General features: G+C 70.9%; 19 protein-coding genes. 4 read left to right on the top strand and 15 right to left on the bottom strand.

The annotated features are described in order from the left end of the window. Window positions 1–77: 77 nt before the first annotated feature. Both gshB and HW577_RS06770 read right to left on the bottom strand, forming a co-directional pair. Window positions 78–1,034 carry a glutathione synthase gene (gshB, locus tag HW577_RS06775; RefSeq protein ID WP_198375373.1) on the bottom strand — a complete coding sequence of 319 codons (957 nt, stop codon included), beginning with the start codon at window positions 1,032–1,034 and terminating at the stop codon, window positions 78–80. Window positions 1,035–1,140: 106 nt separating this feature from the next. Further along, window positions 1,141–2,604 carry a helix-turn-helix domain-containing protein gene (locus HW577_RS06770; RefSeq protein ID WP_198375372.1) on the bottom strand — a complete coding sequence of 488 codons (1,464 nt, stop codon included), beginning with the start codon at window positions 2,602–2,604 and terminating at the stop codon, window positions 1,141–1,143. Between the two features lie 199 nt (window positions 2,605–2,803). Between HW577_RS06770 and aceA the strand changes: the two genes are divergently transcribed. Together aceA and HW577_RS06760 are read left to right on the top strand one after the other, a co-directional pair. After that, window positions 2,804–4,078 (top strand): isocitrate lyase, encoded by a 1,275-nt coding sequence (aceA, locus tag HW577_RS06765; RefSeq protein ID WP_232474732.1) that lies wholly within the window; start codon window positions 2,804–2,806, stop codon window positions 4,076–4,078. Between the two features lie 17 nt (window positions 4,079–4,095). Beyond that, the gene (locus HW577_RS06760) at window positions 4,096–4,272 is read left to right on the top strand and encodes a hypothetical protein (RefSeq protein WP_198375370.1); all 177 of its coding nucleotides are present in this window, start codon (window positions 4,096–4,098) and stop codon (window positions 4,270–4,272) included. Window positions 4,273–4,349: 77 nt separating this feature from the next. On the opposite strand, the gene HW577_RS06755 is transcribed toward HW577_RS06760, so the two are convergent. From HW577_RS06755 to HW577_RS06705, 11 genes are all read right to left on the bottom strand, one after another. Continuing rightward, window positions 4,350–6,665 (bottom strand): xanthine dehydrogenase family protein molybdopterin-binding subunit, encoded by a 2,316-nt coding sequence (locus HW577_RS06755; protein WP_198375369.1) that lies wholly within the window; start codon window positions 6,663–6,665, stop codon window positions 4,350–4,352. A gap of 67 nt (window positions 6,666–6,732) precedes the next feature. Further along, window positions 6,733–9,858, bottom strand: coding sequence for an efflux RND transporter permease subunit (locus tag HW577_RS06750; protein WP_198375368.1), 3,126 nt, complete (start codon window positions 9,856–9,858; stop codon window positions 6,733–6,735). Between the two features lie 6 nt (window positions 9,859–9,864). After that, window positions 9,865–11,022 (bottom strand): efflux RND transporter periplasmic adaptor subunit, encoded by a 1,158-nt coding sequence (locus HW577_RS06745; RefSeq protein WP_198375367.1) that lies wholly within the window; start codon window positions 11,020–11,022, stop codon window positions 9,865–9,867. Between the two features lie 205 nt (window positions 11,023–11,227). After that, window positions 11,228–12,061, bottom strand: coding sequence for a universal stress protein (locus tag HW577_RS06740; RefSeq protein WP_198375366.1), 834 nt, complete (start codon window positions 12,059–12,061; stop codon window positions 11,228–11,230). 40 nt (window positions 12,062–12,101) lie between these two features. Beyond that, the gene (gene phnE, locus HW577_RS06735; RefSeq protein WP_198375365.1) at window positions 12,102–12,869 is read right to left on the bottom strand and encodes a phosphonate ABC transporter, permease protein PhnE; all 768 of its coding nucleotides are present in this window, start codon (window positions 12,867–12,869) and stop codon (window positions 12,102–12,104) included. Next, on the bottom strand, window positions 12,866–13,714 hold the full coding sequence (gene phnE, locus HW577_RS06730) for a phosphonate ABC transporter, permease protein PhnE (RefSeq protein ID WP_232474730.1): 849 nt from the start codon (window positions 13,712–13,714) through the stop codon (window positions 12,866–12,868). Before phnE (HW577_RS06730) ends, phnE (HW577_RS06735) begins: the two co-directional genes overlap by 4 nt. 2 nt (window positions 13,715–13,716) lie before the next feature. Further along, on the bottom strand, window positions 13,717–14,628 hold the full coding sequence (gene phnD, locus HW577_RS06725; protein ID WP_198375364.1) for a phosphate/phosphite/phosphonate ABC transporter substrate-binding protein: 912 nt from the start codon (window positions 14,626–14,628) through the stop codon (window positions 13,717–13,719). Between the two features lie 121 nt (window positions 14,629–14,749). After that, a complete protein-coding gene (locus HW577_RS06720; RefSeq protein WP_198375363.1) occupies window positions 14,750–15,931 on the bottom strand; it encodes an MFS transporter in 1,182 nt (393 codons plus the stop codon). A gap of 4 nt (window positions 15,932–15,935) precedes the next feature. Continuing rightward, complete coding sequence (locus tag HW577_RS06715; protein ID WP_198375362.1) at window positions 15,936–17,324, bottom strand: FAD-binding oxidoreductase; 1,389 nt, start codon at window positions 17,322–17,324, stop codon at window positions 15,936–15,938. A gap of 66 nt (window positions 17,325–17,390) precedes the next feature. Beyond that, the gene (locus HW577_RS06710) at window positions 17,391–18,203 is read right to left on the bottom strand and encodes an FkbM family methyltransferase (RefSeq protein ID WP_198375361.1); all 813 of its coding nucleotides are present in this window, start codon (window positions 18,201–18,203) and stop codon (window positions 17,391–17,393) included. 65 nt (window positions 18,204–18,268) lie between these two features. Continuing rightward, window positions 18,269–19,120 (bottom strand): dimethylarginine dimethylaminohydrolase family protein, encoded by an 852-nt coding sequence (locus HW577_RS06705; RefSeq protein WP_198375360.1) that lies wholly within the window; start codon window positions 19,118–19,120, stop codon window positions 18,269–18,271. A gap of 109 nt (window positions 19,121–19,229) precedes the next feature. On the opposite strand from HW577_RS06705, the gene HW577_RS06700 reads away from it, so the two are divergent. Both HW577_RS06700 and HW577_RS06695 read left to right on the top strand, forming a co-directional pair. After that, window positions 19,230–19,988 carry an HpcH/HpaI aldolase family protein gene (locus HW577_RS06700; protein ID WP_198375359.1) on the top strand — a complete coding sequence of 253 codons (759 nt, stop codon included), beginning with the start codon at window positions 19,230–19,232 and terminating at the stop codon, window positions 19,986–19,988. 4 nt (window positions 19,989–19,992) lie between these two features. Next, window positions 19,993–20,460 (top strand): acyl-CoA thioesterase, encoded by a 468-nt coding sequence (locus HW577_RS06695; protein ID WP_198375358.1) that lies wholly within the window; start codon window positions 19,993–19,995, stop codon window positions 20,458–20,460. 6 nt (window positions 20,461–20,466) lie between these two features. On the opposite strand, the gene HW577_RS06690 is transcribed toward HW577_RS06695, so the two are convergent. Then, complete coding sequence (locus tag HW577_RS06690; RefSeq protein WP_232474729.1) at window positions 20,467–21,171, bottom strand: class I SAM-dependent methyltransferase; 705 nt, start codon at window positions 21,169–21,171, stop codon at window positions 20,467–20,469. A gap of 113 nt (window positions 21,172–21,284) precedes the next feature. Then, on the bottom strand, window positions 21,285–22,160 hold the full coding sequence (locus HW577_RS06685; RefSeq protein WP_198375356.1) for a DMT family transporter: 876 nt from the start codon (window positions 22,158–22,160) through the stop codon (window positions 21,285–21,287). Window positions 22,161–22,533 lie beyond the last annotated feature (373 nt).

Here is a 22,533-nt window from a genome sequence, read left to right as displayed (position 1 = left end):
ACCTTCTTTGTCACCTGGGAACCGACCCTCGAAATCAGTTCCCAAACGGCAAGGAAGGGAGGGGGTTTGGGGGAGGTTCACCCTCCCCCAACCTTCCCCTCGATCGCATCCCAGATCGCACGTTCCAGATGCACTCCGTCGAAGCGCGCGATCTCCTGCAGCCCGGTGGGCGAAGTGACGTTGATCTCGGTCAGGAAGCCGCCGATCACGTCGATGCCCACGAAGATCATCCCGCGGTTCTTGAGTTCGGGCCCGATCGCCGCGCAGATCTCGCGCTCGCGTTCCGTCAGCGTCGTGGGTTCCGGTCGGCCGCCGACATGCATGTTGGACCGCGCCTCCCCGGCCGCGGGCACGCGGTTGATCGCCCCCATCGCGACGCCATCGACGAGGATGATGCGCTTGTCGCCCTCCCGCACCGCGGGGACGTATTTCTGGATCATCAGCGGCTCGCGAGACCGTTCGGTGAACATCTCCACCAGCGAGTTCATGTTCGGATCGTCCGGGCGGAGGTGGAACACGCCCGCGCCGCCATTGCCGAACAGCGGCTTGATGATGATGTCACCGTGCTCGCTGCGGAACTGGGCGATGCGCCGCCGGTCGGCGGTGACCATCGTGATGGGCATCAGCTCGGGGAAATGCGTGACGAACAGCTTCTCCGGCGCGTTGCGGACCTGGGCCGGATCGTTCACCACGAGCGTGCGCGGATGGATGTGCTCGAGGATGTGCGTGGCCGTGATGTAGGCCATGTCGAAGGGCGGGTCCTGGCGCATCAGCACCACGTCGGCGCCCTCGCCGAGGTCGAGCGCCTCCTCCGCGCCCAGGGTGAAGTGGCGGCCATGCTCGCGGCGCACCTCGATCGGCTTCGCCCAGGCGGTGACGCGCCCGCCGCGCAGCGCGAGGTCGCGCACATGGTAGTGCCAGAGGCGATGGCCGCGGGCCTGCGCCTCGAGCATGAGCGCGAAGGTGGAATCGCCGTCGATGTTGATGGATTCGATCGGGTCCATCTGGACCGCGACGCGAAGGCTCCGGGACATGGGTCTTCCTCGTCCTGCTTGGATGCCGTGGTGCCATTGCCGGCGCGATTGCGCCAGGGGCGGCGGGCGGGGGCGCGATATTCGTTGATCGCGCGCACAGTTTTCTTCAGGTCTGGCGGCGCCGCGGACGTGCCGTCGCCATGGCCGGGGCTGGGGACGGGCTGGCCGCTCGGCCGGCGCCGCCGGTCTCGAAGCGATAGGGCGCGGCCCCTTCCACGGACGGGTCCAGCACCAGCCGGTGCTCGAGCGGCGGGAAGGCGCGGGAGCGGCATTCGGCGCGGTCGCAGAGGCGGCACGAAAGTCCGATCCCGACCGCCGCGGCATCGAGGTCGAGCCCATCGGCATAGACCAGGTCCGGCGCGCGAGAGATGTCGCAGCCCATCGCCACCACATGCACCGGGGGCGGTTCCCCCCAATGCGCCGCCGGCCCCTGCACGGTGCGCGCGACCGTGAGGAAGGTCGCGCCATCAGGCAGGCGCGCCACCTGAACGCGGATTCGGCCCGGCGTGGCGAAGGCCTCGTGCACCACCCAGCGCGGGCAGGATCCGCCGAATCGGGCGAAGGGGAAACCGGCGGCCGAGAAGCGTTTGCCGACATTGCCCGCCGGATCGACGCGCAGGAAGAAGAAGGGCACGCCGCGCGCGCCCTCCCGCTGCAGGGTGGAGAGTCGCTGTGCAGCCTGCTCGAAGGACACGCCGAAGCGCGCCGCCAGCGCCTCGATGTCGTGGCGCAGGTCGCGTGCTGCGGCGAGGTAGGGCGCGTAGGGCATGAGCAGCGCACCGGCGGCGTAGTTCAGCAGGCCGATGCGCATCATCTGCGCCGCTTCCGGCGTGGAGGGTTCCGCGCCGGCCATCGCCGCTTCCACCGCCTCCCGCGCCTCCAGCAGCATCAGGGTGAAGGCCATCTGGAAGCCACGGGATTCGCGCGGCAGGGATTCCGACAGATGCAGCATGCGCGCCGCGGCGTCGTGCCGGCGCATCGCGCCCTCCAGAGGGCCGACCGCGACCGTCAGCCCGTGTTCGCGGCGCAGCCTTTCGGCGATGGCGTGGTTCATCTCGGCCGGGCGCGCGCCGAGTTCGCGCCCGATCGATTCCGCCGCTTGTTCGAGTGTCGCGAAGTGGTTCGCGCGGTCGTGGAAGAAGTCGCGCGTCTCCTCCGTCGGCAGCAGGATGCGCCGGCCGGTGGGCAGGGCGAGCCCCGAGGAATCCTCCCGCGCCACGCGCCAGGCGCGATAGAGCGCGAGCATGGCGCGCGCCGCGTTGGGCGCGGAGGCGGCGAGGGTCGCGACCTCCTGCTCCGGGATCTCCTCGAGCCCCAGCATCGGGTCCGACAGCACTTCGCGCAGCCCGGATTCCAGCTGCCGCTCCGCGCTGCCCGAGAGCACCGCGAGCTCGACGCCGAGTGTTTCCGTCAGCTTGATCAGCAGGCTCGCCGTGACCGCGCGCTGATCGTGTTCGATCAGGTTGAGGTAGGAGGCGGAGATGCCGAGCCGCGCGGCAAGCGCCTGCTGCGTCATCCCGCGCTCGGCGCGCAGGCGACGGATGGTGCGGCCGATCAGCGGGCGGGCCATTCTTTACACCCTTCACAAATTCCGGGCGCCGGAGGTGTGGAACTGCACCTCGTTGCGGCGTCGGATGCAGGATCGCTGGTGATTCGGGGCTGCGCAATGTGAATTATTCACGGGCGCCGGACGGTCCGGCCTGGAGTTCACCAGCCCCATGCGCCCCAATTCCTCTCCCTGCTTCGCCCCCGACGGTTCCGGCAGCGGCATGCCGCCCCAGGACCCGGAGCGCTTCGCCGGCATCCGCCGCGACTACAGCCAGGCCGATGTCGCCCGCCTCGCCGGGTCCTTCCGCGTGCGCCACACGCTCGCCGAGTCCGGCGCGCGGCGGCTGTGGCACCTGCTGAAGACCGAGCCCTTCGTGAACACGCTCGGCGCGCTGACCGGCATGCAGGCGTTGCAGCAGGTCAAGGCCGGGCTGAAGGCGATCTACCTGTCGGGCTGGCAGGTGGCGGCGGATGCGAACAGCGCGGGGCAGATGTACCCGGACCAATCGCTCTACCCCGTCGATTCCGTGCCCAAGGTCGTCAGCCGCATCAACGCCTCGCTCCGCCGCGCGGACCAGATCGCGACGATGGAGCGGATCGACGGCAAGGCGGATGACCGCACGCACTACATGGCGCCGATCGTCGCCGACGCCGAAGCCGGCTTCGGCGGCGCGCTCAACGCCTATGAGCTGATGCGCGCCATGATCGAAGCCGGTGCGGCCGGCGTGCATTTCGAGGACCAGCTGGCATCCGAGAAGAAGTGCGGCCATCTTGGCGGCAAGGTGCTGGTGCCGATCAGCCAGCATATCCGCACGCTGAACGCGGCGCGGCTCGCGGCCGATGTGGAAGGCGTGCCGACCGTGCTGCTCTGCCGCACCGATGCCGAGAGCGCGCAGCTGCTGACGGCCGATGTGGATGAGCGCGACCGGCCCTTCATCTCGGGCGAGCGCACGGCCGAAGGCTTCTTCCGCATCCGCCCCGGCATGGGCAAGCAGTATGCGATCGCGCGGTCGCTCGCCTACGCGCCCTATGCCGACCTGCTGTGGTGGGAGACATCGGACCCGGACCTGCAGGATGCGCGCGACTTCGCCGAAGCGATCCACCGCGAATTCCCGGGCAAGATGCTCGCCTACAACTGCTCGCCCAGCTTCAACTGGCAGCGGAAGATGGGCGTCGAGGCCGCGGCGCGCTTCCAGCGCGAGATTGGCGCCATGGGCTACCGCTTCCAGTTCGTCACGCTGGCCGGCTTCCACAGCCTGAACCTGTCCATGTTCAAGCTGGCGCGCGGCTACGCCGAACGCGGCATGGGCGCCTACAGCGAATTGCAGCAGGCGGAATTCGCCGCCGAGAGCGAAGGCTTCACCGCCGTGCGCCACCAGCGCGAGGTCGGCGTGTCCTACTTCGATGCGGTGGCCATGGCCGCATCCGGCGGCCAGGCGAGCACCACCGCGATGGCCCATTCCACCGAGGCGGCGCAGTTCGCGCCGGCTCACTGAAACAGGGGAGACGATCCATGAGCAACGAACGGCACCACGATGACGGGCTGGTCCATGGCCATCGCTGGGCGACCGAGCCGACGCGCCGCCCGCTGCCGCGGGTGATCCCCGCACCGGGGCACGATCACGACGACGGGCTGGTGCATGCGCATGGCTGGGCGTGCGGGGAGCGCGGCAGGCCGACGCACGGCTGAGGAACGACGCCCGCCGTCAGTCCCCAACAGACAAAAAAGGGAGGGGGAGCGGGGGAGGTTCTCCTCCCCCGCCCGCTTCAAGCCGCCGACAAAGCCTTCCACACCGCCTCCGGCGTCGCCGGCATGTCCACCACCTTCCCGCCCAGCGCATCCACCAGCGCGTTGATCACTGCCGGCGGGGAGCCCACCGCGCCGGCCTCGCCCGCGCCCTTCACGCCGAGCGGGTTGGTCTCGCAGGGCACCTCGATCAGGTCGACGTCGATGTCCGGCAGGTCGTCCGCGCGCGGCAGCGCGTAGTCCATGAAGGACCCCGACAGCATCTGGCCGCTCTCCGGGTCGAAGACGGTGCGCTCCATCAGCGCCTGGCCGATGCCCTGCGTGACGCCGCCATGCACCTGGCCGCGCACGATCAGCGGGTTCAGCGCATGGCCCACATCGTCCACCACGATGTAGCGCGGGATGGCGACGGTGCCCGTCTCCGGGTCCACCTCAACCTCGGCCACGTGGCAGCCATTGGGGAAGGTGTGGGACTTGATGTCGGCGGTCTCCTGCGCGTCGAGCAGCGTGACCTCCTGTCCCGCGGCGGCCTTCTTCCGCTGGATGCCGGCGAGCTCGATGATGCCGACGCCGCGGTCGGTGCCGACGACCGCGAAGCGCCCTTCGCCCGGCGCGAACTCGATGTCCGCGACCGAGGCTTCCAGGTGTTCGGAGGCCGCCTTCTTGCCCTTCTCGACCACTGAGGCGGTGGTGACGAGGATCGCCTGGCCTTCGGAGTAGAGGCTGCGTGCCCCGCCCGTGCCGCCGCCATCGGGCAGCGTGTCGGAATCGCCCTGCTTCACGCGGATGCGCTCGACGGGAATGCCGAGCTCATGGCTCGTCAGCATGGCGTAGGCGGTCTCGTGGCCCTGGCCGGTGGACTGGGTGCCGACATAGACGTCGACATAGCCGTCATCGGCGAACTTCACCGCGGCATTCTCGGTCGGCCCGCCACCCGTGGCTTCCAGGTAGTAGGCGAGGCCGATGCCGCGCTTCCTGCCGCGCTTCGCGGCTTCCGCCCGCCGCGCCTCGAACCCCGCCCAGTCGATCTTGCCGAGCGCCGTGTCCATCAGCTTGGCGAACTCGCCGGAATCGTAGCGCTGGCCCATCGCCGAGACGTAGGGCATGGCCGATGCCGGGACCATGTTGCGCCGGCGGATCTCGATCCGGTCCATGCCCATGTCGCGCGCCGCGGTGTCGATCAGGCGCTCGACCAGGTAGTTGCTCTCCGGTCGGCCGGCGCCGCGATAGGCGTCCACCGGCACGGTGTTCGTCATCACGCCGATCACCTGCGCGTGGATCGCCTGGAAGCCGTAGACGGAGGCCAGCACCTTCGTCCCCGCCCCGGTCGGGATGAAGGGCGCGAAGGTGTTGAGGTAGGCGCCCATATTCGCCCAGTTCTTGGTGCGCAGCGCGAGGAAGGTGCCGTCCGTGTCGAGCGCGAGCTCGCCCACCGTGATGTTGTCGCGCCCATGCGTGTCGGACTGGAAGGCTTCCGTGCGCTCCGAGGTCCACTTCACCGCGCGGCCGAGCCGGCGGGCGGCGAAGCAGACCAGGACATGCTCGGCATAGAGGAAGAGCTTCATGCCGAAGCCGCCGCCGACATCGGGCGTGACGACGCGGAAGCTTTCCTTCGGCACCTTGAACACGTTGTCGGCGAGGAGGTTGCGCACCAGCCAGGAACCCTGGGTGTTGGTGGACAGCGTCCAGTGCTTCTTCGCCGTGTCGTAGTCGGCCACGGCCGCGCGCGCTTCCATGCTGGCGACGACGACGCGGTTGTTCACCACCGTCAGGCGCGTCACATGCGCGGCCTTGGCGAAGAGCTCCTCGGCCTTCGCCTTGTCGCCGGCATGCCAGTCGAAGCAGGTGTTGTTGGGCGCGCTCGCCCAGATCTGCGGCTGGCCCGGCTGCCAGGCGGTGGCGAGGTCGGTCGCGGAGGGCAGGATCTCGTACTCGACATCGATGGCCTCGGCTGCGTCGCGCGCGGCGGCGGCGGTTTCCGCCACCACGAAGGCGACCGGGTCGCCGACATGGCGGACCATGTCCTCGGCGAGTGCCGGGCGTGGCGTGGCGGAGACCGGCGTGCCATCCACCGACTTCAGCGGGATCAGGCAAGGCAGCGGCCCGATCCCCTCCGCCTTCAGGTCGGCCGCGGTGTAAACCCCGAGCACGCCCGGCATCGCGGCGGCGGCGGTGGTAGAGATGGAGGCGATCCGCGCATGGGCATGCGGGCTGCGCAGCACCACCCCCTGGGCCTGCCCCGCGACCGCGATGTCGGCCGTGTAGCGGCCATCGCCCTTGAGCAGGCGCGGATCCTCCACCCGGCGGATGGACTGGCTGAGGCCGAACTTCGCCATGCTGACGCTCCCCGAACGATGCTTCGCCCATATCATCTGCGATGCGGGGCACGGATGGGAAGGGGGGTCAGGGGGCGCGGCGGAAGACGGCCTTGGACTTCTCCCGGATGGACTGGAACACGACGTACAGCATCGGGATCACGAAGATGCCGATGAGGGCCGCGGCCAGCATCCCCCCGAACACCGCCGTCCCGACCGCGCGGCGGGACATCATCGCCGCACCTTCGGCAAAGACCAGCGGCACCAGGCCCAGCACGAAGGCGATGGAGGTCATCATCACCGCGCGGAAGCGCAGCCGCGCGCCCATGATGGCGGCGTCGCGGATGGACAGCCCTTCCTCCCGCTTCTCCTTGGCGAATTCCACGATGAGGATGCCGTTCTTGGCGGCGAGCGCGATCAGCACGACGAGGCCGATCTGGGCATAGATGTCGAGCGGCATCTTCGCCACCAGCAGGGCCAGGAAGGCACCCAGCACGCCGACCGCGACCGAGAGCAGCACCGGGATCGGGATCACCCAGGATTCGTACAGCGCGACCAGGAACAGGTACGCGAAGGCGACCGCGAGGGCGAGGATGAAGATCGTCTGCCCTGCCGCCTGCTTTTCCTGGAAGGCGGTGCCGGTCCATTCGTAGCCATAGCCGGTCGGCAGGATGCGCCGGGACAGGTCCTCCATCGCCGCGAGGCCGTCGCCGGAGGAGACACCCGGCCGTGGCGCGCCCTGGATCGAGATGGCCCGGTAGTTGTTGTAGCGGAAGATGGTCTGCGGCCCGACGCGCGGGCGGGTTTCCGCGATGGCGCGCAGCGGCACCATCTCCCCGCGCGAATTGCGGACATGGATGCGCCAGATGTCCTCGATGTCGTCGCGGTCCGCCGCCTCGGCTTGCAGATTCACCTGCCAGGTGCGGCCGAACAGGTTGAAGTCGTTGACGTAGAAGCCGCCGAGCGTCGCCTGCAGCGCCTGGAACACCTCGGAGATGCGAAGGCCCAGCGCCTGCGCCTTGTCGCGGTCCACATCGAGGAACAGCGTCGGGTTGGTCGCGTTGAAGGTGGAGAAGACGGCGGCAAGCCGCGGGTCCTGGTTCGCCTGCACGATCAGCCCGAGCATGGTCGCGCCGAGTTCCGCCGGCGGCCGGCCCTCATAGTCCTGCAGGATGTACTCGAAGCCGCCGCCGGTCCCCAGGCCGATGATGGGCGGCAGGTTGAAGGCGAAGACATTCGCCGTGCGCACCGCCTGCCCCGCGCCGAAGACGCGGCCGATCGCGGCCTGGACCGACATCTCGGGCGTGGTGCGCTCCGCGAAGGGCTTGAGCCGCCCGACGAGGAAGGCGGAATTGGACTGCGCGCCGCCGTCGATCAGCGAGAAGCCGACGATGGCGAGCGTGCCCTGCACCGAGGGGATCTGGCGCAGGATCTCCTCCACCTGGAGCACTGCCTCCCGCGTGCGGGCGACGGAGGCACCCTGCGGCAACTGCACCTGAACGAAGAAGGCGCCTTGGTCCTCCTGCGGCAGGAAGCCCGAGGGCGTGCGCAGCGAGAGCTGCCAGATGCCCGCGGCGAAGCCCGCGGTCAGCAGGATCGACAGGGAGGAGACCCGCACGAGCCGCGAGACAGTCCCCGCATAGCGGTCGCGCGTCCAGTCGATGCCGCGCAGCCAGCGCCCCATCAGCCCGCCGCGCGGCCCGTGATGGGCACGCAGGAACATCGCGCAGAGCGCGGGCGAGAGCGTCAGCGCGTTGATCGCGCTGATCACCATCGCCGCGCTGATCGTCACCGCGAACTGGCGGAACAACTCGCCCGACAGGCCGGGGATGAAGCCGATGGGGACGAAGACAGAGAGCAGCACGAGGGTGATGGCGATGATCGGCGCGGTGATCTGCGCCATCGCCTTCTTGGTCGCCTCGGCGGGGGTGAGGTCGGGTTCCTCCGACATCACGCGCTCGACATTCTCGACCACGACGATGGCGTCGTCGACCACGATGCCGATGGCGAGCACCATGGCGAGGAGCGAGATGGTGTTCGCCGAATAGCCGAGCGCAAGCAGGACGATGAAGGTGCCGATCAGGCTGACCGGCACGGCGATGGTCGGGATGACGGTGGCGCGCAGGTTCCCCAGGAACAGGAAGACCACCACCACGACCAGCAGGAAGGCTTCCAGCAGGGTCTTGATCACCTCCCGGATCGTGTCCGTCACGAAATCCGAGGTGTCGAAGAAGACCTGGTGGTTCACGCCCGAGGGGTAGCGCGTGCGCATCTCGGCCAGCGTCGCGCGCACGGCGGCCGCGGCGGACACCGCATTGGCGCCGGGTGCCAGGTAGACGCCGAAGGTCACGGCGGGGCGGCCGTTGAAGCGGCTTTCCGTGTCCATGCTGGCCGCGCCGAGTTCGACGCGGGCGACGTCGCGCACCCGCAGGCTCGACCCGTCCGGATTGGCGCGGATCAGGATGTCGCCGAATTCCTCGGGCGAGGTGAGGCGCCCGCGCGTCTCCAGGTTGATCTGGAACTGCTGCTCGTCCGGGATCGGCCGCGCGCCGATGCGGCCCACCGGCGCCTGCACGTTCTGCGCCTGGATCGCCGCGACCACGTCCGACGGCGTCAGGTTCAGGCTGATCAGGCGATCGACCTCGAACCAGATGCGCATGGAATAGTCCATGCCGCCGAACAGCGTGACCTGCCCCACGCCCTGCACGCGCGCGAGCCGGTCGAGGATGTTGATGGTGACGTAGTTCGACAGGAAGAGCGGCGTGTGCTCCCCGCTTTCCGAATAGAGGAAAACGAATTGCAGGATGGCCGAGGATTGCTTGCGGACGGTCACACCCTGCCGCTGCACTTCCTGTGGCAGCCTGGCGAGCGCGGCCTGCACCCGGTTGTTGACGTTGACCGTCGCGATGTCCGGGTTGGTGCCGAGGGCGAAGGAGATGTTGAGGCTGTAGGAGCCGTCATTGGCGCTGTTCGATCGCATGTAGATCATGCGGTCGACACCGTTGACCGAGGCCTCGATCACCTGCGCGACGGTCTGTTCCACCACGGCGGCCGAGGCGCCGGGGAAGCGCGTGGTGACCGAGACCTGCGGCGGCACGATGTCCGGCAACTGGGAGACGGGCAGGCGGATCATCGCCATCAGCCCGGCAAGGGCGGTCACGATGGCGATGACCATCGCGAGCCGGGGGCGGTCGACGAAGACGGCGGAGAACACGCGCGGTCAGCCCCTGCCGGGGGGCGCGCGCGGCGTGGCCGGCGCGGGGTTCACCGGCTGGCCGGGGCGCACGCGCTGCAGTCCTTCGACCACGACGGTCTCGCCGCCCGCGAGGCCATCCTCGATCACCGCCGTCTCGGCGCCGGTGGACCGCCCGAGGCGGACATTGCGCCGTTCCGCGCGGTTGCCTTCGCCCACCACGAAGACGAAGGATCCCTGCTGGTCCTGCAGCACGGCCGCGCGCGGCAGGGTGATGGCCATGACCGGCTCCGCGCCCTCCACGCTGACCGAGACGAACTGGCCGTCGATCAGTTCCCGCGGCGTGACCGGCGTGGTGCCGCCATTGGCGCGGCGCACGGGATTCGGGATCAGCGCGCGCACCAGGATCGTGTCGGTGTTGCGGTCGATCTGGTTGTCCACGAAATCGATGCGGCCGGGCTCGGGATAGGCGCGGCCATCGGCGGTGCGGATACGCACCAGCACCGCCGCCGGCCCGCCGCGGCCTTCGAAGCGGTTGCGCAGCTCGAGCGCGGTGCGCTGGCTGACCGCGAAGGCGACGCGCATCGGGTCCTGGCTGACGATGGTCGCGAGCGTGCCGGCATCCGGCCCCACCACATTGCCGGGCGCCAGGTTCGATCGCCCGATCTGCCCGGAGATCGGCGCGGCGATCTCGGTGTAGCCGAGGTTGATCTGCGCGACCCGCACCGCCGCCTGCGCCGCCAGCACATTGGCCGCGGCGGTGCGTTCCAGCGCCTGCGCATTGTCGAGCGCGACCTGCGTGCCCGCGCCGGTTTGCCGCAATTCGCGCGCGCGGGCGAGGGCGACGCGCGCATTCTCCACCGTCGCGGTCGCGCCGGCGAGGCTGGCTTCCGCCTGTTCGAGCTGCGCCTCGAAGGGCGCGCGTTCGATGCGATAGAGCACGTCGCCGGCGGCCACGTCACCGCCCTCGCGGAACAGCCTTTCCTGCAGGAAGCCGGTGACGCGCGCGCGGATGTTGACGCGGTCCGTCGCCTCGACGCGGCCGACGAATTCCGTCGTCTCCGTGACGGGGCGGCGTTCGGCCGGCATGACGCCCACGGCGGGCGGGCCCTGCGGCCCGAACTGCGCCGACGCCGGCGCGGCGACCGCGAGAAGCAGCGTCAACAGGCCGGCCGCAAGCCGCATCGATCGATCACCTCGTGCAGGGACATCCCGTCATGTGACGAGATCGTCCGCCGGCGCAAGTCTTGTCATGTTACGGCGCGGCCACGACGCGCATGATGCAGCGACGACGTCGTGCATGCACCGCGCGGCTTCGCAAGATCATGGCGCGCATCGGCGCGCATCGGGCAAGAAGTCGTCCAGCGCGCCGCGCTTCGGCGCAAGGAGATTAATGCGCGACGAAGACCGGGCAGGGTGCCGCGCGCAGCAGCTTCTGCGTCGCCGATCCGGTGAACAGCGTGCGCAGCCCCGAATGTTCATAGGCGCCCATGACGAGCATGCGCGCGCGCATCGCGGTCGCCTCGGTCACCAGCGCATCGACCGGATGCGTCCCGGTGATCGGCAGCGCCTCGGCGGCGATGCCGTGGCTCCGCAGATAGGCCGCGCCTTCGCCGGCCATGCGCGCGGCGGCGCCCGCGTCCTCGTCCAGTGAGAGCACCTTCGTGGCCGCGCCTTCCGCGAGCCCCAGCAGCGCGAAGAGCTGCAGCGCGCGCATCGCCGGGATCGACCCGTCATAGCCCACCAGCACGCCCCCTTCCGCCGGCGCCGCGGCGGGCGGGACGACAAGCAGCGGCCGCGCGCCGTCATGCAGCAGCGCCTCGATCACCGGCGCCAGCCCGTCAGGGCAGTCCTCCAGCCCGAGCGTCGAGTCGCGGCCGATCACGACAAGGTCGTGCGCGGCGCCGGCGGCGAGCAGCGCGGGCTCCGGCGCGTCGGTCAGGCGCAGTCGGTTGAAGCCGACATCGCCGGCGGCCGTCGTGCAGGCGGCGAAGGCGGCCTCGGCCTCCTCCTCCAGCCGCCGCGCGCGCGCGGCGTCGCGCCGCTCCTTGAAGGCGGCGGCACCGGGCGGCACCGCCTCATGCGCGTCCATCGCATGCGGCCAGTCGAGCACGGTCGCCGCCGTCAGCGCCGCGCCGGTCCGGCGGGCGAGGGCGATGGAGAGGTCGCGCGCCGCGACGGCGCCCGGCGTGTCGTCGAGAGCGACGAGGATGCTGCGGATCATGGCACCAGACGCTAGCGCGGAACCCGGCCCGCGCGAAGCCTCAGGGCCGGATCAGGCGCAGCCGGGCCAGCCGGCTCAGCCGGTCGATCGCGGCGACCATCAGCAGGATCATCAGCACGATGAAGGCGGCCTCGTCCCAGTTGTTGATGCGGATGCGGTCGGACAGCGCCAGCCCGATCCCGCCCGCCCCCACCACGCCGAGGATGGTCGCCGACCGCGTGTTGGACTCGAAGGTGTAGAGGATCTGGGAGAGCATGACGGGCGCGACCTGCGGCAGCAGGCCAAGCCGGACCGCGAGGCTGCGCCCGGCACCGGCGGCGCGGACCGCCTCCACCTGGCGGCGGTCGGCCCCTTCCAGCGCCTCGCTGAACAGTTTCGCCAGCGTTCCCGTATCCGGCACTGCGAGGGCGAGGATGCCGGCGAAGGGCCCCATGCCCACCGCCGAGACGAAGATCAGCGCCCAGACCAGCGTGTCGATGCCGCGCAGCCCGTCATAGACGCGGCGCGCGCTGAAGCGCAGCAGCGCGCTGCCCACCACATTGCCCGCGCCGAGCAGCGCGAGCGGCAGCGCGGCCAGCGCCGCGAGCAGCGTGCCGAGGAAGGCCATGGCCATGCTCTCGGCCAGGCCCTGCAGCAGGTCCGGCAGCGCCCCGCCCGGACTCGGCGGCCACATCAGCACGAGCAGCCAGCCGAGCCGCGACAGGCCTTCCCAGATGCGCGCCGGCGTCGCGTCCACGCGCCAGAGTGCCGCGCCCAGCAGCAGCGCGCCGGCGGCGAAGAGCAACGGCGGCGCCGGGATGCGCCTCATGCCCCGATCACCCGGCGGCGCAGTGTGCCGCACACCAGGTCGATCGCCGCGACGGTGGCGAGGATCAGCACCAGGATCGCGGAGATGTCCTGGTACTCGAATTGCCGCACGGCGAGATAGAGTTCCTCCCCGATGCCGCCCGCGCCGACGATGCCGAGCACGCTCGCCTCCCGCACATTGATCTCGAAGCGCAGCAGGCCGGTGCTGAGCATCCCGGGCAGGGATTGCGGCAGGACGCCGAAGCGCATCTGCGCCGCCCAGCCGCCGCCCGCGGCGCGGATCGCCTCGACCGGGCCCGGCGCCGCATTCTCATGTTCCTCGGCGAAGAGCTTGCCGAGCGCGCCGGCCGAATGCACCGCGATCGCCAGCACGCCTGCGAAGGGGCCGAGGCCGAAGGCGTAGACGAACATCAGCGCGAGCACGAGCGTCGGCACGGTGCGCGCCAGTTCCAGCGTCCGCCGCACCACGGCCACCACCGCGGTCGGCGCGAGCGTCGCCGCCGCGGGGAAGGACAGCAGCAGCGCCACGAGACCGCCGAGCACGGTGCCCGCATAGGCGATCAGCAGCGTGTCCCCGAGCAACAGCAGCCAGTCCGGCAGGCCCCACATCCAGTAGGCGAGGTCGGCGGACAGACTCTGCCAGCGCAGCTCCGGCAGGGTGCGCGCGACATAGTCCCAGGCAAGCGGCAGGCCGCGGGCGAGGCGGCCGAGGCTGACCTCCCCCACCCAGGCGGCCAGCATCGTCGCGGCCAGCAGCGCGCCGCCGCCGAAGGCCAGCGACAGGCGCCGCCGCGCGCGGGCCGCGCGGAAGCGCCCCTCGATGGCCAGGACGGAAGCGCTGGCCAAGGTCAGGAGCGCCGCTCGCGCCGCCGCGCCGCGTTCTCCTCGAGGATCGCCATGATGTCGAGGTAGTCCTCGTGCTTCGCTGGCACCAGGCCGCGGGCGTCGGAGGACATGTCGCGGAAGGCCTGCGCGTCGCGCTCCGGCAGCGCGGCGAAGGCTTCCGTCACGTCGCGGCGGAACGCCTCCGGCAGGTCCATCCGCAGCACGATCGGCGAGTTCGGGATGAGCGGCGAGGTCCAGACCACGCGCACCTGGCCGTCCGGGATCATCCCCTTCTCGACCATGCGCTGGAAGGTGTTGCGGCGCTCGTTCGAATAGGCGACGACGGCGGCGTCGAAGGTGCCGTTGATCACCGCCATCACGTTCTGCTCATGGCTGCCGGCGAAGCCGGTGCGCGCGAAGAAGGTGGCGGGATCCATGCCCTGGCGGCGGAGGAACCAGCCCGGCACCTGGAAGCCGGAGGTCGAGTTCGGGTCGCTGAAGCCGAGCGAGCGGCCGCGCAGGTCCTCGAGCCGCCGGAAGGGGCTGTCCGCCTTCACGAGCATGACGGAGTGGTAGCCCTCCATCCCCTCGTTATCGAGGTAGCGGAAGATCGGCGCGACGCGCTCCCCCATCACGCGGCGCGCGAGGCCGTAGGAGGCCGGGCCGAGATAGGCGAGTTCGGCATGGCCGGATCGCATCGCCTCCACCACCGCCGCGTAGTCGGACCCGCGGAAGACGCGGAAGGGCACGCGGAGTTCGCGCGCCATGTAGGCCTGGACGCCCTGCAGCCGCGCGATGGCGTCGCGCTCGTTCTCGACCGAGATCATGCCGTAGCGGACTTCGCGCAGGCTCGCGCGCCAATCCGCCTGCGCGGCGGCGGGGCGCGGCAGCAGCGCGAGGGCGGGCAGGGCGAGGGCGGAACGGCGGGCGATCATCGGGGCATCCTCCGGCAGGCGTGACCCGCCGCGTGCCACGCGTTCCGCGATGCTTCGATGACGCGCCGATGAAGAAGCGATGACGACCCTCGCCGGCACCGGATAGGCGCGCCGCTTGTCCTCAGCGCGGCCCCGGCAGGCGCAGGAACAGCAGCGTGCAGGCGACGAGCCCCGCGGCGAAGACCAGCAGCGCCGCGCCGATTCCCGCCCAGGCGGCGGCGAAGCCCGAGGCTGCCTGGAACACCGCCGCGCCGCCGAAGAAGGAGATGTTCATCGCCGACAGCGCGCGGCCGACGCGTTCCGGCGGCACCGCGGCACGCACCAGCGCAAAGCAGATCACCTGCAGCGAGATCACCAGCCCGAAGGCCACCAGCAGCAGCGCGTCCGTCGCGACGGGAAGCCCCGCCGTGCCGGCGGCCACCATCGCCACGATCGCCGCGGCACCACCGAGATGCCCGGCGGCGAGCAGCCCGCGCCGCCATGCCTGGAAGCGCCGTTCCAGCAGGCCCGCGATCGCCGGGCCCGCGATCAGCGCGAAGGTGCACAGCAGCAGAACGTTGCCGGCCTCGATGCGCGACAGGCCGCGCTCCTCCATCAGCCAGGGCCCGCCCCACAATCCGCGCACGCCGAGCACCGCGGCGAAGGAGGCGAAGGCGATGACGACCGGCCCGCGGATGTCCCGCGACAGGCCGAGGGCGACGACGTCGCGCGCATCGTCGGCCAGGCTCCGCCGTGCCTGCATTCCCGTCCGGCTTTCGCCCACCAGCAGCGCGACGGCGGCCGCCGCACCGGCGGCGAGCAGCGCGCAGGCGAGGTAGCCCGCCCGCCAGCCGACGGCCTCGACCAGCAGCGCGAGCGGGCTGGCCGAGAGCAGCATCCCCGTATTGCCGAAGGCCTGTATCACGCCGCCCCACAGGCCGAATTTCTGCGGCGGCAGGTTCTTCGCCGCGAAGGTGACGGGGCACATCAGCATCCCGGAGCAGCCGATGCCGAGCACGCATTGCGCCAGCAGCATCGACCATGGCCCGGTCGCGACGGCGCCGAGCAGCGCGCCGGTGCCTGCGATGCCCATCAGGGCGAGCGCCGTCGGCTTCACCCCCCAGCGGTCGAGGGCGACGCCGACCGGCAGCATCGCGAGCGCGAAGGCCGCGGGGAAGGCGCCGGTCAGCGCCGCCAGCCCCTCCGCCGTGACGCCGAGGTCCCGCTGCAGCACATCCGCCGCCAGCGCGGGGATGGTGCGCACGGCGTTGGAGAACACATGGCCGAGCGCGAGTGCCAGGACCGAGAGGCCGAGAAGGTCCAAGGCGTCAGTTCCGGAACATCTTCCCCGGATTGAGGATACCGCGCGGATCGAGGCTGGCCTTGAGCCCGCGCATCACGGCGAGCGCCTCCGCCCCGTGTTCCTGTTCGAGGAATTCCCGCTTGCCCAGGCCGATGCCGTGCTCCCCGGAACAGGTGCCGCCCAGCGCGAGCCCCTGTGCGACGATGGCGCGATCGAGCGCCCAGGCCCGTTCCAGCCCCTCCGGGTCGTTCTCCGGGAACAGGATCAGGCAGTGGAAATTGCCGTCCCCGACATGGCCGACGATGCAGGATGTCAGGCCGCTGTCCTTCGCCGTCGCCTTGGCGCCGACCACCGCTTCGGCAAGGCGTGAGATTGGCACGCAGACATCGGTGGTGATGCCGCGATGACCGGGCTTCAGCGCAACCGCGGCCCAGTAGGCATCGTGCCGCGCCTGCCAGAGCCGGTTGCGTTCCTCCGCTTCCGTCGCCCAGGCGAAGGAGGCCGCGCCGAAGTCGCGCGCGATCGCCTCCACCACCGCCGCCTGTTCGCGCACCGCCGCGGGGCTGCCGTGGAATTCCAGGAAGAGCGTCGGCTGCGCCGCGAAGCCCGTGAGCTTCGAATAGCGGATGCAGGCCTCCATCTGGTCGTCGTCGAGCAATTCGATCCGCGCGACGGGGATGCCGGTCTGCATGATGGTGATGACGGTCTCGACCGCCGCTTCCAGCGTGGGGAACTGGGAGACGGCGGCGCTCACCGCCTCGGGGATGCCGTGCAGGCGCAGGCGTACCTTGGTGATGACGCCGAGCGTGCCCTCGCTGCCGATGAACAGCCGCGTCAGGTCGTAGCCGTTCGACGCCTTGCGCGTCCGCCCGCCGGTCTCGATCACGCGGCCATCGGCCAGCACGACCTCGAGCCCCAGCACGTTCTCCCGGATGGTGCCGTAGCGCACCGCGTTGGTGCCGGAGGCGCGCGTGGCGCACATCCCGCCGATGGTGCAGTGGCTGCCGGGATCGACGGGGAAGAACATGCCCTTGTCGCGCAGGAAGGCGTTGAGCGCCTGGCGCGTCACGCCGGGCTCGATCAGGCAGTCCATGTCCTCCTCGTTCACCTCCAGCACCGCCGTCATGCGCGACAGGTCGAGCGAGACGCCGCCGCGCACCGGGTTCACATGGCCTTCGAGGGAGGTGCCCGCGCCGAAGGGTGTGACCGCCACGCCATGCTGGTGGCACAGCGCGAGCAGGCGGCTCACCTCCTCGGTTGTCTCGGCGAAGGCGACGGCGTCGGGCAGGGTGGGGGGCGTCGTGTCTTCCCCCCGGCTGTGCTGTTCCCGCACGGTGCGGTTGACGCTGAGCCGGTCGCCCATGAAGGCGCGCGCCGCGCTGATCACGGCTTCGACGGCTTCGCTCGCATCCATGGCGGTCCTGTCCCCGGCTGGCGTCCTGCCTGCCAGGAACGATGTTTCGCGCGGCTTTTCAAGCCGTCAGGCAGCGAGCGCGGCGCGCCAGTCGGGGCGGCTGCGATGCACCGCGACATGGTTAGGGCCGCGGAAATCCTCGGCCTCCGGCCGCCAGGGCGCGAAGGCTACGCCGTGCGGGTAGAGTTTCCCGACCTCGTAGCCGGCGGCGCCGAGGCGCGCGTGGAAGTCCCGCAGCAGGACGCGGCTCGTGATGTTCGCCATGCCGTATTCGAACTGGATCACGCCGATCCGCCCTTCCGCGAGCATCGCGCCGAAGCCGTCCAGCACCTCGGGCTCGCCGCCCTCCACGTCGATCTTGAGCAGGTCGATGGCGTCGATGCCGTATTCGGCGCAATGCGCGTCGCCCCGGCGGATGCGGCCTTCGATCCGCTCAGCCGGCGCGGCGTGGATGCCCGCGTCGAGCAACCGCGTCGTCAGCACGTCGAGCCCAGGGCGGAATTCGAGCGCGATGCGGCCCTCCGCCTCGCCCAGCCCGTAGGGCAGGATGGTGCAGCGCGGATGCGCGCCGAGGAAGCCCGCCAGGGCGGCGGCGGTCGGCGGCGCGATCTCGAAGGCATGCAGCGCAGCCTCGGGAAAGGCCTCGAGCGCGGCGCGCGACCATTCGCCACGGTTGGCGCCGACGTCGAACACCAGGCGCGGGCGAAGGGGCGCGAGGCGGCGCAACAGGCCGACCTCCCCGTTCCGCGCCATGTCGTAGTCGTTGTTCTCGTAGCCATCGAGGTAGGCGCGCGCCGCCGCCGCGATCAGGCTGGAAAGCGGCAGCCGCCGCTGCCCGTGCCGCTTCAGCGCGCCAAGCAGCAGCCGCTTCGTCCCCATGCCCCGCACCCCCGAATGGACGGGCGGAGGCTAGGGTGATGCAACCGCTATCGCAACGATGCGCGTCACGGCTCCTCCCGCCGCAACGGGCAGGTCAGGCAATGCGGCCCGCCACCACCCGCGGTGAAGAGCGAGAGGTCCGGGTCGAGCACCACCAGCCCTTCGGCCCGCAGCGCCGCGTTCAGCGCCGCCGAGCCCTGCGCGGAGACCACCTGTCCGCGGCCCAGAGCGAGGATGTTGCACCCCAGCGCCATCGCGTCCCGGTAGGGGACCGGGATGCAGCGGATGCCGTGCCCCGTCAGCCAGGCGAGGAAGGCCGGGTCGAGCACGTCGGTGCAGGCGACCGCGAGGCCCGGCGCCGCCATGCAGAACAGCACGTCCAGGTGGAGGAAATGCTCGTCGAAGACCTCGATCCGAGCCTCCCACCCCTCGGCGCGCAGCCAGCCGGCCAGCTGCTCCGCGCCCGCGAGGTCGGTGCGCCCGCCGGAGGCGCCGATGACGGCGAGGCCGGGCCGGATGACGTGGACGTCGCCGCCCTCGAGCGTGCCCGCGCTCGACTTCCGCCAGAAGCGGCCCTGGTGGAAGTCGATGACGGCGGCGTATTCGCCGCGGCGCTGCGGGCGTTCGAGCTGGCAGAGCACCGGGCCCCAGGGCGTGACGAAGGCGGAATCGCGCGTATAGGCCATGTAGGGCAGGTGTGACTCGGGCGGCAGCACATGCACCGCCGCGCCACCCTGGCGCAGCGCGTGGACCAGTTCCGCATGCTGCGCGGCGAGCGCCATGGCGGAGGGCTGCTGCGCGCCGGCGAGTGTCCGCTTCGCGATCGCGTTGGTCGGGATCCAGCGGTAGTGGTCGGGCGGGCAGACCAGCACGTCGGTCAGCGCGCCGGTCTCGGAAGCGACGGTCCAGGCGGTCATGCGCGCACGGTGCCGCGCGCGTGGCACCCCGTCCAGCAGGGCGTTTGACGCCCCCCTGGCCTCGTCCTAGCGTCCTGCCATAGCAGCCAGCACGAGAGGAAACGGCGCCATGGCGAATGCGGTCAAGGAAGCGTGGAAGGCCGGCAAGGCCGTGGTGAACGGGTGGCTCGCCATCCCCAACGCGTTCAGCGCCGAGATGTATTCGAAGTGCGGCTGGGACAGCGTCACGGTCGACATGCAGCACGGCGTGCAGGACTACCTCTCCTGCGTCGCCTGCTTCCAGGGCATCCAGCCTTCCGGCGCGGTGCCGATGGTGCGCGTGCCGTGGAACGAGCCCGGCATCGTCGGCAAGGTGCTCGACGCCGGCGCGATGGGCGTGATCTGCCCGATGGTGAACACGCCCGACGAGGCCCGTGCGCTGGTGCAGTACTGCAAGTACCCGCCGGCCGGCACGCGCTCCAACGGCCCGATCCGCGCCGGCGCCTACGGCTCCTCCGGCAGCTACCAGAAGACCGCCAATGACGAGATCCTCGTCATCCCCATGATCGAGACGAAGACGGCGATCGAGAACATCAAGGCGATCCTCGACGTGCCCGGCATCGACGGGATCTATGTCGGCCCCTCCGACCTCTCCTTCTCCTACGGCAAGGAGCCGAAGCTCGATGTCGAGGACCCCGAGATCCTCGCCATCTACGACATGCTGCTGGCGGAAACCGGCAAGCGCGGCATCGCCGCCGGCCTGCACAACGGCTCGCCGGCCTATGCCAACCGCATGATCAAGAAGGGCTTCAAGCTGGTCACGATCGCCAACGAGGTCGGGCTGATGTGCCAGGCCGCGACGGCGGCGGTGAAGGCGGCGCGGGGCTGATCCGATGGACGGCGCGGCGAAGCACCTGCCGACCCGCGCCGACTTCCGCTTCTTCCTGGCGCACCGCGTGCGCTACGTGGAACTCGACACCCAGGGCATCGTCTTCAATGCCCACTACCTCACCTGGTACGACGAGGCGGTGTCGGACTACATCCGCGCCGCCGGCTGGGACTACCAGGCGGAGGTGAAGCGCATGGGCGCGGATTTCCACGTGGTGCGCGGGCTGGTCGAATACCGCCTGCCGCTCGGCCGCAAGGACGAGATCGAGATCGGCGCGCGCACCACGCGCATCGGCCGCACCTCCATCGCCTTTCAGCCCGCGGTCTTCCGCGCGGAGCAGGAGACGCTGCACGCGACCGGGGAGATCGTCTGGGTGCTGACCGACCAGGCGACGCGCCGGCCGGTGCCGATTCCGGACTCGCTGCGCGCGATGCTCGGGGCTTTCGAGGGGCGGGACTTCCCCGCCCCGTAGCGGCGGCTATTCCGCCGCCAGGGCCTGGGTGAAGCCCTGCGGGTTGCGCACCTGGACCAGCGTGAAGATGCCGGCGGGCGGGCAGGCTTCCATCGACTCGACCTCGGCGATCTCGGGGTCGAGCAGGTCGCGCAGCGCGAAGTCGGGATGCCAGCCGAGGCGGCGGGAGAGCGGCGCCATGGCGCGTTCCACCCACCAGCGCGGCCCGCCCTCGGCGGCGAAATGGTTCACGAACAGCAGGTGGCCGCCCGGGCGCACGACGCGCGACATCTCGGCATAGAGCCGCTTGGCGTCCGGCACGACGGAGGCGGTGAACATGGCGACCGCGACGTCGAAGGAGCCGTCGGCGAAGGCCATCCGCTCGGCGTCCATCTCGAGCAGGCCGCGCACATTGCCGAGCCGCTCCTCGGCCACGCGTTCCTTCGCCTTCTCGAGCATGTCACGCGAGAGGTCGATGCCGACGACCTGGAGGTCGCGGCGATAGAGCGGCAAGGCGAGGCCCGTGCCCACGCCTACCTCCAGCACGCGCGGCCCGGCCAGGCGATTGACCGCGGCCACGGCGCGGCGCCGGCCGAAGCCGGAGACGCCGCCGAACACCGTGTCGTAGACGCCGGCCCAGCGTCGATAGGCCTCACGCACGCTGTCGGCGTCGAGCGCCGCGCGCGCATGGCCACGTTCCTCGGCCCCCTTGGCCAGATGGATGTCCGCCATACTGTCCCTCATGCGCGGTCCACGATAGCGACCGCGAGGCGCGCCCCGATGCTCCCCGGCGCGAACATGCCTCGCTAGACCAGTGGAGGCGCGGGCGCAAGCGCTTCGCGCGTTCAGCCGGCCGGATCGCGCTTCCGGTCCGGCAGCGCGACGAGCACGCCGCCGCCGGCGATCACGACCATGCCGGCGATCGTGATGGCGTCCGGCACGTCGGAGAAGACCAGCACGCCCGCGAGCACGGCCCAGATCATCTGCGTGTAGGACATGGGCGCGAGCAGGCTGGCCGGCGCCCGGGCGAAGGCCATCACCAGCAGCCCGTGCCCCGCGCCGCCGAGGATTCCGAGCAGCACCAGCGCCCCCCATCCGCCGGCCGACGGCCAGGTCCAGTCGAAGGGCAGGGCCGCGGAGGTGACGATCGTCGCGGCGAAGGATGTGTGCAGGATGGTGGTGCGCGGGTCGTCCACCGCCGCGAGTTTCCGCGTCAGGATCTGGTAGATGGCGAACAGCGCGGCGGTGCCGAGCGGCAGCAGCATCGCCCAGTGCACCGGTTCCCCGGCAAACAGGAAGGGCGGGCGGAGCAGCACGAGCACGCCGACCAGGCCGATCGCCACGCCGACCCAGCGCCGCCAGCCCACCTTCTCTCGCAGCCAGAGCGCGGCGAGCGCCACGGTGAACAGTGGCGAGGCGAAGCCGACCGCCGTCGCGTCGGCCAGCGGGATGTGAACCAGCGCCGTGGTGAAGAGCCAGTTGCAGGCGGCGAGGATGAGGCTGCGCGCCGTCTGCGCGCCCGGCGCGCGCGACCGCCAGGGGAAGTGGCCCGTGGCCAGGCGGAGCGCCAGCGCAACGGTGAGGAAGCCGAAGAGGAAGCGCGCCCACATCACCTGCGGCACGGCGAAGGACGCGGTCATCAGTTTGATGATCGTGTCCATGGCGACGAAGGTCGCGAGCGCGGCGAGTTGCAGCGCCACCCCGGCGAGGCGTGATTGCATGCGGCGTCAGTTTCGCCGCAACCCCGCCGCCGCGAAAGCCATCATCCGCGCCATGCGCCCATGCGCCCATGCGCCCATGCGCGCCGCGCCACCCGCCTGCAAAGAAGAAACGGCCCGAGGCGATGCGTTGGGCCGCGAGCGCGAAGCGCGACCGCGCCCGGACCATCAGCCGCGCCGGGTGCGCCCGCGCATGGCGCGAAGGCAAGGGCCGCGGATGCGGCCCGCCCGCCGTCTGAGGGCAAGCAAAAACGGCCCGAGGCGATGCGTTGGGCCGCGAGCGCGAAGCGCGACCGCGCCCGGACCATCAGCCGCGCCGGGTGCGCCCGCGCATGGCGCGAAGGCAAGGGCCGCGGATGCGGCCCGCCCGCCGTCT

It is taken from the genome of Neoroseomonas rubea (assembly GCF_016106015.1).
GTDB classification, from domain to species: Bacteria; Pseudomonadota; Alphaproteobacteria; order Acetobacterales; family Acetobacteraceae; genus Neoroseomonas; species Neoroseomonas rubea.
The sequence above is the reverse complement of the archived record's forward strand: the minus strand, read 5'-3'. Positions and strand labels throughout refer to the sequence as shown.

Bases quoted from the DNA above. Each gene is read 5' to 3' on its own strand.
- gshB (WP_198375373.1), bottom strand. From the start codon at position 1,034: ATGTCCCGGAGCCTTCGCGTCGCGGTCCAGATGGACCCGATCGAATCC.
- HW577_RS06770 (WP_198375372.1), bottom strand. From the start codon at position 2,604: ATGGCCCGCCCGCTGATCGGCCGCACCATCCGTCGCCTGCGCGCCGAG.
- aceA (WP_232474732.1), top strand. From the start codon at position 2,804: ATGCCGCCCCAGGACCCGGAGCGCTTCGCCGGCATCCGCCGCGACTAC.
- HW577_RS06760 (WP_198375370.1), top strand. From the start codon at position 4,096: ATGAGCAACGAACGGCACCACGATGACGGGCTGGTCCATGGCCATCGC.
- HW577_RS06755 (WP_198375369.1), bottom strand. From the start codon at position 6,665: ATGGCGAAGTTCGGCCTCAGCCAGTCCATCCGCCGGGTGGAGGATCCG.
- HW577_RS06745 (WP_198375367.1), bottom strand. From the start codon at position 11,022: ATGCGGCTTGCGGCCGGCCTGTTGACGCTGCTTCTCGCGGTCGCCGCG.
- HW577_RS06740 (WP_198375366.1), bottom strand. From the start codon at position 12,061: ATGATCCGCAGCATCCTCGTCGCTCTCGACGACACGCCGGGCGCCGTC.
- phnE (WP_198375365.1), bottom strand. From the start codon at position 12,869: ATGAGGCGCATCCCGGCGCCGCCGTTGCTCTTCGCCGCCGGCGCGCTG.
- phnD (WP_198375364.1), bottom strand. From the start codon at position 14,628: ATGATCGCCCGCCGTTCCGCCCTCGCCCTGCCCGCCCTCGCGCTGCTG.
- HW577_RS06715 (WP_198375362.1), bottom strand. From the start codon at position 17,324: ATGGATGCGAGCGAAGCCGTCGAAGCCGTGATCAGCGCGGCGCGCGCC.
- HW577_RS06710 (WP_198375361.1), bottom strand. From the start codon at position 18,203: ATGGGGACGAAGCGGCTGCTGCTTGGCGCGCTGAAGCGGCACGGGCAG.
- HW577_RS06705 (WP_198375360.1), bottom strand. From the start codon at position 19,120: ATGACCGCCTGGACCGTCGCTTCCGAGACCGGCGCGCTGACCGACGTG.
- HW577_RS06700 (WP_198375359.1), top strand. From the start codon at position 19,230: ATGGCGAATGCGGTCAAGGAAGCGTGGAAGGCCGGCAAGGCCGTGGTG.
- HW577_RS06695 (WP_198375358.1), top strand. From the start codon at position 19,993: ATGGACGGCGCGGCGAAGCACCTGCCGACCCGCGCCGACTTCCGCTTC.
- HW577_RS06690 (WP_232474729.1), bottom strand. From the start codon at position 21,171: ATGGCGGACATCCATCTGGCCAAGGGGGCCGAGGAACGTGGCCATGCG.
- HW577_RS06685 (WP_198375356.1), bottom strand. From the start codon at position 22,160: ATGCAATCACGCCTCGCCGGGGTGGCGCTGCAACTCGCCGCGCTCGCG.